At 26.5% G+C, this 10,313-nt stretch carries 8 protein-coding genes; 2 read left to right on the plus strand and 6 right to left on the minus strand.

Annotated elements, in window-relative coordinates; genetic code table 11:
• The first annotated feature begins 16 nt into the window (after positions 1-16).
• Together AC5SLY_RS04895 and AC5SLY_RS04900 are read left to right on the plus strand one after the other, a co-directional pair.
• Positions 17-2,053, plus strand: a complete 2,037-nt coding sequence (locus tag AC5SLY_RS04895) for an ATP-dependent helicase (protein ID WP_006997894.1) — start codon at positions 17-19, stop codon at positions 2,051-2,053.
• Entirely contained in the window at positions 2,050-3,744 is a 1,695-nt protein-coding gene (locus AC5SLY_RS04900; RefSeq protein WP_494598641.1) for an aminopeptidase P family protein, read from the plus strand. Before AC5SLY_RS04895 ends, AC5SLY_RS04900 begins: the two co-directional genes overlap by 4 nt.
• Here the strand turns inward: AC5SLY_RS04900 and ligA are convergent.
• The 6 genes from ligA to AC5SLY_RS04930 all read right to left on the minus strand — a co-directional run bounded on the left by ligA (position 3,727) and on the right by AC5SLY_RS04930 (position 10,313).
• Positions 3,727-5,757, minus strand: coding sequence for an NAD-dependent DNA ligase LigA (gene ligA, locus AC5SLY_RS04905; protein WP_494598642.1), 2,031 nt, complete (start codon positions 5,755-5,757; stop codon positions 3,727-3,729). The two genes, AC5SLY_RS04900 and ligA, sit on opposite strands and share 18 nt — an antisense overlap.
• Position 5,758: 1 nt before the next feature.
• On the minus strand, positions 5,759-6,607 hold the full coding sequence (locus tag AC5SLY_RS04910) for an outer membrane protein assembly factor BamD (RefSeq protein ID WP_020169668.1): 849 nt from the start codon (positions 6,605-6,607) through the stop codon (positions 5,759-5,761).
• A gap of 38 nt (positions 6,608-6,645) precedes the next feature.
• Positions 6,646-7,566: a UDP-3-O-acyl-N-acetylglucosamine deacetylase gene (lpxC, locus tag AC5SLY_RS04915; protein ID WP_006997890.1), complete on the minus strand. Its 921-nt coding sequence runs from the start codon at positions 7,564-7,566 to the stop codon at positions 6,646-6,648.
• Between the two features lie 65 nt (positions 7,567-7,631).
• Positions 7,632-8,741 (minus strand): cell division FtsA domain-containing protein, encoded by a 1,110-nt coding sequence (locus AC5SLY_RS04920; RefSeq protein ID WP_494598643.1) that lies wholly within the window; start codon positions 8,739-8,741, stop codon positions 7,632-7,634.
• Entirely contained in the window at positions 8,741-9,418 is a 678-nt protein-coding gene (locus AC5SLY_RS04925; RefSeq protein ID WP_278386419.1) for a cell division protein FtsQ/DivIB, read from the minus strand. The genes AC5SLY_RS04920 and AC5SLY_RS04925 overlap by 1 nt, the downstream gene beginning before the upstream one ends.
• Complete coding sequence (locus AC5SLY_RS04930; protein ID WP_018414341.1) at positions 9,399-10,313, minus strand: D-alanine--D-alanine ligase; 915 nt, start codon at positions 10,311-10,313, stop codon at positions 9,399-9,401. Before AC5SLY_RS04930 ends, AC5SLY_RS04925 begins: the two co-directional genes overlap by 20 nt.

Here is a 10,313-nt window from a genome sequence, read left to right on the forward strand (position 1 = left end):
TAATCAAATTTAAAAAATGATAAACTCTGAATATTTAAACAACCTGAATAATGCTCAAAAAGAGGCTGTTTTATATCTTGATGGACCATTATTGATTGTTGCGGGAGCTGGATCTGGAAAAACAAAAGTTCTAACCTCAAGAATTGCTCATATAATCAATGAAAAAAAGGCTTTTCCAAATCAAATCTTATCAGTGACTTTTACTAATAAGGCTGCAAAAGAAATGCAAAACAGAGTAAGCTCTATATTAAATTCTGAGGCAATCGGGCTTTCATGGCTCGGGACTTTTCATTCTATATGTGCAAAACTTCTAAGAAAACATGCACCTGCAGCTGGATTAACTTCTAATTTTACAATTATTGATACAGATGACCAGGTAAGATTAATCAAAAATATATGTAAAGCTGAAAATATAGACATAAAACAATTAGCCCCAAAGTTTATTCTTTCAATAATTGATAGGTGGAAAAATAAAGGCTTCTATCCAGATGAAGTCGTTATCAATAAAAATGATATTTTTGAAAGAACTATACGTCCTCTATATAAAATTTATCAACAAAAGTTATTAGATTTAAATGCATGTGACTTTGGAGATTTAATTTTACACGTGGTTAAAATTTTAGAAAAAAATCAGGACATTAGAAATATTTATTCAAATAATTTTAAATATATACTTGTGGATGAATACCAAGATACTAATTATATACAAAGTAGATGGCTAAACTTGCTCTCAGAAAAGCATAAAAATTTATGCTGTGTTGGAGATGATGATCAATCCATTTATAGTTGGCGTGGAGCAGAGATAAAAAATTTCTTAGAGTTTGATCAAGTGTATAAAAATTCAAAAGTAATAAGATTAGAAGAAAATTATCGTTCCTCACAAAATATATTATCTGTTGCTTCAAATCTTATAGCTAACAATCAAAACAGAGTTGGAAAAACTTTAAAGACAACTATGGAGGAAGGAGATCTTGTTAAGCTTAATTGTTTTAAGAATGGAAAAGATGAAGCAATAGGGGTTTCTGATGAAATAGAAAAAAAACTTAAAAAAAAATATTCTTTTAATAATATTGCTATTCTTGTTAGAGCTATTTTTCAGACAAGAGAATTTGAAGAAAGATTTTTAAAAATTGGCTTACCCTACAGAATTCTTGGTGGGACAAAATTTTATGAAAGAGCAGAAATTAAAGATTGTGTTGCTTATTTAAGATTGATTCACCAGCCAAAAGATGATTTAGCTTTTGATAGAATAGTCAATAATCCCAAAAGAGCAATTGGAGAAAGTACTATAAAATTAATTCATGAGTTTTCAAAAACAAATGCTGTTAGTTTGGAAATTGCTTCTAAAAAATTAATTGAAGAAAATTTAATTAAACCCAAAACTAAAATTGGTCTAAGCTCTTTTTTATTCTTAATGGATAAGTGGAGGAATGACATTAATATTAAAAAAATTAACCATGTTAAATTATTACAACTAGTTTTAGATGAATCTGGTTATTCAAGTATGTTAAAAAACAAAAAAGATTTAGAAAATGAAAACAGACTTGAAAACATTAAAGAGCTTTTAAGTGCGATGAAAGATTTTGATAATTTAGAAAATTTTCTAGAACATGTTGCTCTTGCTACCTCAGTTGATCAAGATTGGGATGGAGAAAAAGTTAACATGATGACAATGCATGGATCTAAAGGACTTGAATTTGATGTGGTTTTCTTACCCGGTTGGGAAGAAGGTCTTTTCCCACACCAAAAATCTATTGAAGAGAAAGGCCAAAATGGGCTTGAAGAAGAAAGGCGCTTGGCATATGTGGGAATAACAAGGGCAAAAAAAAAAGCACTGATATCTTTTGCTATGAATAGGTTTTATCAAGGAAATTGGATAGACAGTATGGCTTCAAGATTTATTGAGGAATTACCAGAAAAATTTTTAGAAAAGAATTCTTTTTTTGACGACTCTAAAGATAATGAAGAAGATTTTGAATTTAATCAAGATTTTGAAATTGAAGATGGAACTAGAAGTCCTGGGTGGATAAGATATCAAAAAAGAATTAAATGATTTTAGAAAAAATAAAAATTCTAAGAAAAAAATTTAAACAATATAACATTGACGGTTATATTATTCCAAAAAATGATGAATATTTTTCTGAATATGCAAAAAATGATAGGTTAAAGAATATTACAGGATTTTCAGGTTCTGCAGGTTTTGCAGTAGTTTTAAAAAAACAAAATTATTTATTTGTCGATGGAAGGTATACTATTCAAGCGCATCAACAATCATCTAAAAATTTTAAGATTATTGAAATTCATAAAAAACTGCCTCACACAATTATTAAGAATTTTAATTTAGGCTATGACCCAACACTATTTACATCAAAATTACTTAATAAATATTTCAAGAATAATAACTTAATTTCAATTGACCAAAACTTAATTGACCAAATATTTAAATTCAAAGAAAAACCTACTAAGCCATTCTACTCTTTAGACACAAAAATTGTAGGTGAGCCATATAGTTCTAAAATTTCTAAAGTAGTCCGATTTCTTAAAAACAACAAAGCAGATTATTGTTTCATTTCTGCACCTGAAAATGTGGCATGGCTTTTAAATATTCGTGGATATGATAATCCAAATAGCCCAATTGCGAATGCAAGATTGATACTAAATAAAAAAAAAGAATTTTTTTTAATAACAAATGAAAAAAAATTAAAGAATCTTCTATTAGATAAAAAGATTAAAAAGAAACAAATTTTACCAATCAAATCACTTCCACAATTTTTAGATAATTTAAAAGGTAAAAATTTTATTATTGATAATAAAACCTGCTCAATTTTTTATGAAAAAATAATTAAATCAAATTTTAATATACTTAAATTTGATGATCCTGTTTATGAATTAAAATCAATGAAAAATTCTAATGAAATAAAACATATGATCGAAGCCCATAAAAAAGATGGCTTAGCGTTAACAAGATTTATTTATTGGATTAAAAATGTTAATAAAAAAAAAATTACAGAAGTGTATGCACAAAACAAATTAGAAAAATTCAGAAAACTAAATAAAGATTATTTATTTCCAGGTTTTGATACTATTGCTGGCGCTGGCTCAAATGGGGCAATTGTTCATTATAGGGCTAATAAAAAAACAACTAAAAAAATTGAACAGAATGATATTTTATTGGTAGATTCGGGTGGACAATATCATTACGGTACTACAGATGTTACGAGGACTATTTCATTCTCAAAACAAAACAAATTTATCAAAAATGCTTATACGAACGTATTAAAAGGACATATTGCAGTTGCCTTAACAAATTTGAATAAAGATGACACTGGAAAAAAAATCGACATAAGAGCTAGAAAATATTTAAAAAAAGAAGGTCAAGATTATGCCCACGGAACAGGCCATGGAGTTGGTTTTTTTTTAAACGTCCATGAAGGACCTCAATCTATCTCAAAACATAATTCGATAAAGATAAAAAATGGAATGATCCTGAGTAATGAACCTGGTTTTTATAAAAAAAACCACTTTGGTATTAGGATCGAAAACTTAATCTATGCCAAAAAAACCAAAAGAAGCTTTAATTTTGAAAACCTCACACTTGCTCCATTAGAAATAGATTTAATTAACTACGAGTTATTAAATAAAATAGAAAAAGATTACTTGTTTAAATATCATTTAAATATTTATTCAGAATTTTCTAGTTTACTTAATAAAAAAGAAAGAAAGTGGTTAGCCACTCTTATTTAACATTTTTAACCATTCTGTCTGATTAATAATTTTTATATTCCACTCCTTAGCTGTGTTTATTTTTTTTAGAGTTGGTTTGTCTCCAGCAATTAAATAATCAAGTTTTTTATTAACGTTACTAATTATTTTTCCTGAATTTTGTTCTATCAATGATTTTGCTTCCGCCCTACTTATTCCATTTAACTTCCCAGTTAACATAAAAGTTTTATTTTTTAACAATCCATTATTATTTATTAAAATTACATCTTTGATTAATAAATTTTTTTCTAACTCAGACAGCACTTTAAGATTAGTTTTATTTAGAAAAAATTTTTTAATGGATTGAATTTGAGTTATTCCAATTCCATCAATATTAGATAAACTTTCAATATTGTTTTCCCCTGATAGTCTAAAAAAATTAGATGCTGTTTTAAGGTGTCTTGCAATAAGCTTAGCATTTTCTTGTCCAATATGTCTTATTCCTAATGAATAAATAAATCGCTCTAGAGAAATATTTTTTTTTTCTTCAATTGAGAATCTTAAATTAGCAACTGATAATTTTCCCCATCCTTCAAGTTCTTCTATTTTATTATAATTAAGCTTAAATATATCCTGTGGAAGTCTTACTAATTTTAGATTCCAAAAATTTTCAACAATTTTCTTGCCAAATCCGTCTATGTTAAATGCGTCCTTAGAAACAAAATGTTTAATTCTTTCTATGGCAATTTTTTCACATTCAAACCCCTCACTAGCACACCTTCTTACAGCATCTTGTCTTTTAGTTGTCTCATTATAATCTTTAATTGTTTTGCTTCCACACGATGGGCACTTTAATGGAAAAATAAATTTCTTTGAATTTTGTTTTCTTTTTTTTAAATCTACTGAAACTACATGTGGAATTACATCTCCAGCTCTTTCAACAGTGACCGTATCCCCTACTCTTATATCTTTTCTAATAATTTCATCTTCATTGTGAAGCGTTGCATTTGAAACTATGACGCCCCCTATATTAACTGGTTTAATTTTTGCAACCGGGGTAAGTGCCCCCGTTCTACCAATTTGTATTTCAATATTCATTATTTCTGAAATTGAGCTATTAGCTGAAAACTTATGTGCTATCGCCCATCTGGGTGCATTAGCAGCAAAACCTAGTCTTTTTTGTAAATCAAAATCATTAACTTTATAAACAATTCCATCTATATCAAATGCCAGCTCTTTTCTTTTTTCCTCTAATTCTTTATGATTTAACATTAAATTTTTAACCCCAATAATTTTTTTATTAAATGGATTTGTTTTAAACCCCCATAATTTTAAATTTTCTAAGAAACTTGTTTGATTTTTGATATTCATTTTTTTTTCATAACCATATGTGTAGGCAATAAATTTTAATGGAATTTTTGCAGTTATTAATGAATTTTTTTGTCTTAATGATCCAGAAGCAGCATTTCTAGGGTTTGCAAACTTGTCTTTAATTTTTTTAAAATCATTATTTTCTATAAAAACTTCACCTCTAATATCTATTTCTTTAGGGAAGTTACTCTTAGTAATCCCCAAAGGTATATCCTTAATGGTTTTTAAATTTTGTGTAATATCCTCTCCTTCATTACCATCTCCTCTAGAAAGCCCTTTGGTTAATTTTCCATTAATATAAATTAGGGATGCAGATATTCCATCAATTTTTGGTTCAGCACTATATTCGATAGTATTTACATCTTTTAAACTTAAGAAATTAATTATTTTTTTTTCAAAATTTTTTAAGTCTTCTTCATTAAAAGCATTTCCAAGCGACAACATTGGAACTTTATGTTTTATTTTTTGAAAGTTTTTTGATGGTTTAAATCCTATGGATTTAGTGGGAGAATATTCACTTTTTAAAAATTTATATTTACTCTCTAAATCTATTATATCTTTTTTTAAAAGATCAAATTCTTGATCTGATACGATAGGTTTGTTTTTATCATAATAATGCTTGTTATGTCTCTGAAATAAATTAATTTTTTTTAAGTATTCAATTTCAAGATCTTTATCATTCATTTTACTCGAACAATCCCTTAAATCTTTTTATTAAACCTATCTTTTTCTTTTTATCTTTTTGTAATTCTTTTACACCATCTCTATAATCTTTATTAAATACTTTGTAAGAATTTTTATACCAATCAGAAGATTGGTAATTGTATCCTAAAGTGCTTGCATATTTTTTTGACTCATTAATTAATCCAAGTCTATAATTAATTTCAACCAGTCTATGAAGAGCTTCCTCTGTATAAATGGTTGTATTGTAATCTTTAACAACTGTTTTAAATCGATTAAGTGCTGGAATCCACTTAGTTTTTTTTAGATAATATCTAGCTATGTACATCTCTTTTGCTGCCAAAATTTCATTAATTAAATCTATTTTAAATTTAGCATCCATGGCAAATTCTGTACTAGGATAATCTCTAATTATAGTTTCAAATTGCTCCTTAGAATCTAATATTGATTTTAAGTCTTTTTTTTCATCAACTATTTGTTCATAAAAACTCATACCTAGAAGAAAATGTGCATAAACTTTATCTTTATGATTTGGATATGTTACTAAATATCTTTCTAACTCAAAAATTGCATCACTGTAATAATCTTGAGTATAGTATGCATAAGCTGCCATAATTGCAGATTTTGCAGCCCAGGGTGACTGTGGAAATAACAACTCAGCCTCATTAAATTTTTTAGCTGCTAATAAAACATCTCCTCTTTGAAGTTCAAAATAACCCTCTTTGTATGCATCAGACATCTGCATTTCCATATCCACTTCTACAATTTCAGATATTTGTTTTGTTTTATCTCCACAAGACCAAATAAAGGTAAAAGTGATTAAAAGAAGTATAATTTTTAATTTTGAAAGCATGGTCTTATTCTAACAGATTATGAATAAAACTCTATTTTTTAAGCAATAGATCTTAGGTGACTCTTATTTATGAAGGTATTTGGCAAATGTTTTTCTGTAATCTCTATTAATGAAAAATTTTCGTCTTGTTGAAAAACTTTTCTCAATAATTGGTTAGTTAATTTATGCCCTCCTTGAGAACAAATAATTTTTCCAATTATTTTATAACCTGCTAGATATAAATCTCCCATACAATCTAAAATCTTATGGTTTACAAATTCTTTTTTATTTCTAAGACCTTTTTCATTTAAAATTTCATTGTCCTTAACAACTATTGCATTTTCAAGACTTCCTCCTTGAGCTAATCCCATTTCTTTTAGCTTTGCAATATCCTCAAAAAGACAGAAGGTTCTTGAATTATAAATATCAGTCAAATCTGACTCGAATACACTTACTAAATTTCTTTGCGTTCCAATTAAATTATTTTCATATTTTAGTTCAAAATCTATATCCAAACTAACTTTGCTTGGCTCTATAGAAATTGTTTTTTTACCATCATTAAATTCAATTCTTTTTTCAATTTTAATAATCTTTATTGGTGCTTCACTACTTTTTATTCCAGCTTTTGATATTTCTTCAATAAAAATTTTTGCTGACCCATCAAGAATTGGTACTTCCTGATTATCAATCTCTACTAGGACATTATCAATCCCTAAACCATATAGTGCTCCCATTAAATGTTCTATTGTTGATATGCTAACTCCACTTTCATTAGCTATGGTTGTACAAAATACTGCACTACTAACATTAAAAATATTTGGAACTACTATATTATTTTCTTTTAAATCAACTCTTTTAAAAAGAATTCCCGAATTTGGTTTTGCTGGCTTAACCGTCATAGTTACATTTGCTCCACTATGAAGCCCAACACCTTTAAAGATAATATCTCTATTGATAGTTTTTTGATTAAGAACAGACATTATTATTCTTATAAATAATTGGTTTAAATTTAGAAAAACAACAAATGTTACGAGAAAATACTAGTCTATTTGAAAAAATGAAAAAGTTTTTCAAAAAAACCTTGTTTTATTTGTTTTTTTGGCACAACTACAACCTCTTGTTTGTCATACATTTTTCTTAGTTTGTACCCAGATTGACAAACATCACCTAGGGTTTCCTCTAAAAAATCAATATCTTTAGAAAATGAAATTTTATCTTTAAATTTATTATCTAAAATTTTTGATCCTTCTCCCATCAGTATCATCTTAGATTGGGTCTTTACCTTTGCATTTGAGACAAGAGATTTATCACATAATTCAAGAATCTCTTCCGTTCTAGCAAAAGCTATTTTTTGTAGCATTTCCAAAGAAAAATTTGGATTATCAGTATGTTCGTTATTTTTTTCAAAATTTAATTTAAGTTTTTCTGCTTCATTAATATCAATTTTTAAAAGTAGAGAAATATCTTTAGTAATATGGTTTCCACCTATCGGCAGAACGTCCAAAAAGATTAATTTATCATTATAAAAAGAAATAATTGATGTTTTTTTAAAAGCAATATCAATGAAAGATACCTCTCCTGTTAAATTTAAATTATTTTTATAATTGATTGATTTTGCATAACTAGAGCAAATTATTTGATTAATTGATATATTTAATTCTGAAAAAATATTTTTAAAGCTAAAGACTAATTCACTTGGAAGACAGATAAAAATAATGTCTAGCGATATAAATTGGCAATCGATTTCATCTGGTAACTCAGAATAATCAACATTATCAATTTTATAATTATTTATAATTATGTGTGCAATATTATAATCTGAATAATATTTTTTTATTTGCTGCTTTGCTTCTTGAATTAAAAATATGATATCATCTTGTCTTAATTTCAGTTCTTCAATTTTTTTAAATACAGAAATTGCAACAGAAATCGTTTTTGAACTATCTATCATCAAATCTATATTATCAATATATTCATTTGTGGATTTTTCTAGCGAAGCAATAATTTTTTGAATATCTGGTTTAAGATTAAATTGCTCTGTATAAAAATTACTCTCAATAAAAAAAGAATTATTCTTACTTTCCTCATTAAATGCACCTGCTCTTATTTTTGAAGAACCACAGTCAATTATTATTTGAAATTTTTTATCACTCATTACTTAGCAACTAAATGATTTTTAATTCTCAAATCAATAAATTTAAAATCTTTAAAATTATCATTATTGATAAGTTCCTTAGATAAGTTTAATGACGCTACAATATGTTCTTGTGGTAGCTTAATCAAAATATCCTTATCAGTTAAAATATCCCATCTACCTGATGGGAAAAAAGATAATTCTTTTAAATTTGAAAAAGACCACATAGATTTTTCAATATTTTTTTTAAATGATAAAAAATCTTGAGAATTAAATTCACCAAAAATGTATGGGAGTAGTTCGTTGTTACTTTTATCTTCAATTAACTTACCATTGGCACCTACTAGATATTGACTATTATTAGAAACTCGAGCAATTAATTTAGTTGGTTTAATTTTAATGTTAAGTGTTGATGGGTAAATTTTTTTTATATTAAACTCTTGTATAATATTATGTTTTTCTAAAATTTTTATTATTTCTTCCTCATTAATGACAAATATACTTTTGTATAAAAGGTTATTAAGGTTATTTAGGATCTCCAAATTTTTTCTCTCAGAAAGACCTGTAATGTTTATTTTAGTTATTGATGAAGATAATTTTTTTTGATCGTTTATAAATTTTGCACTAGTAGTGCTTAAAATGAATAAAAATAATAAATAAATTATTATTTTATTTTTTTTACCTATTGATTGATGCATCTTTTAAAATCCATTCAATTAATTTTATAAAACTTATACCCTTATGTTTTGCAATCTCAGGGACTAATGAAAGTTTAGTCATTCCAGGCTGAGTATTAATCTCTAACAAATAAAACTTCCCGTTAAAAAATTTAAAGTCAGATCTTGTAACACCTTTACAGCCTATAATCTTATGAGCTGCTCTTGCTATGCCAGTAATTTTAGCTAGATTATTTTTACTCAAATCTACAGGAATTAAGTGCTTTGTCTTAGCACTAGAATTATATTTTGCCTCATAATCATAAAACTTTCTTTTAGGCTCAAGTTCAATTGCACCAAGTGATTTATTATTCATTATTGCAACTTGGATTTCTCTACCTGGTATAAATTCCTCAATTAATATTTCATTATAACTTTTTAATACTTTTAAGTTTTTTAATATATTGGTCTTGTCACAAATATATACATGAACGCTAGACCCTTCATTTATAGGTTTTACTACTACAGGGAATTTTAAATTTTTTTCAATTAATTTTATAATGTTAAGTTTATTTTTTTTATGATTAAATTTAATATATTTTGGAGTTAGTATTTTATTTTTTATAAAAATTTTTTTTGAAATTTCTTTATCCATTGCTATTGATGATGCAATTACACCTGAGTGTGTGTATGGAATTTTTTTAGTCTCTAAAATTGCTTGAATGTATCCATCCTCACCAAATTGTCCATGTAGCGCATTAAAAATAACATCTGGTTTAAATGAAGTGATATTCTTTGAAAGATTTTTATCAGGCTCACTAATTAAAACCTTATATCCATTTTTAATTAACTCTTTGGCAACTTGCTTTCCAGTATCTAAGCTAATTAACCGTTCCTTAGATATACCACCAGATAATATTAAGATTTTTTTTGTCAT

It is taken from the genome of Candidatus Pelagibacter sp. PS_23 (genome assembly GCF_059417905.1).